General features: G+C 46.9%; 1 protein-coding gene, 1 tRNA gene and 1 rRNA gene. 1 reads left to right on the top strand and 2 read right to left on the bottom strand.

Translation table 11 applies throughout. From position 1 onward, the window contains the following. On the top strand, positions 1–262 hold a 262-nt coding region (locus UF06_RS08060; RefSeq protein WP_045569987.1), incomplete at its 5' end, for a transposase. 82 nt (positions 263–344) lie between these two features. Here the strand turns inward: UF06_RS08060 and UF06_RS08055 are convergent. Both UF06_RS08055 and rrf read right to left on the bottom strand, forming a co-directional pair. After that, positions 345–421, bottom strand: a tRNA-Asp gene (locus tag UF06_RS08055). Positions 422–496: 75 nt separating this feature from the next. After that, a 5S ribosomal RNA gene (rrf, locus tag UF06_RS08050) occupies positions 497–612 on the bottom strand. Positions 613–618 lie beyond the last annotated feature (6 nt).

Below are 618 nucleotides of genomic sequence, written 5' to 3'. Positions count from 1 at the left end.
GGATGGGGCGAGTTGGCATACCAATGACATTGCAGAACCGTTTAGCAATGTCAGTATCATCAAGCTCCCGCCCTATTCACCAGAGCTAAACCCGATAGAACAAGTGTGGAGCTGGCTCAGACAACACCATCTTGCCAATCAGAGTTTTACCGATTATGAGGATATCGTGGAGAAAGTGTGCAAGGCTTGGAATCGATTCTTGGACAGTACAGATAGAGTTAGCAAGATGTGTACAAGAGAGTGGATTAATCTGACCAGTTAATTTTCCAGATTGGTATAATTTTCCAGATTGGTATTAGATACGACAAAGCCCTAGCACTTCTGCTAGGGCTTTGTCTGAAAAGTGGCGGAGCGGACGGGACTCGAACCCGCGACCCCCGGCGTGACAGGCCGGTATTCTAACCGACTGAACTACCGCTCCGCTGTCTGGTTAGACGTTTCGTCTACTTTTTTTGTCTTCAGATTTTTCTTAAAAATCTAAAGACAACAAGTTAAAGCCTGGCGATGTTCTACTCTCACATGGGGAAACCCCACACTACCATCGACGCTGTTTCGTTTCACTTCTGAGTTCGGGATGGAGTCAGGTGGGTCCAAAACGCTATGGTCGCCAAGCAAATT

Source organism: Vibrio sp. S234-5, assembly GCF_000960595.1.
In the GTDB taxonomy this organism is placed as follows: Bacteria; Pseudomonadota; Gammaproteobacteria; order Enterobacterales; family Vibrionaceae; genus Vibrio.
Note: the sequence above shows the minus strand (reverse complement) of the source record. Positions and strands in the feature narration are given on the sequence as shown.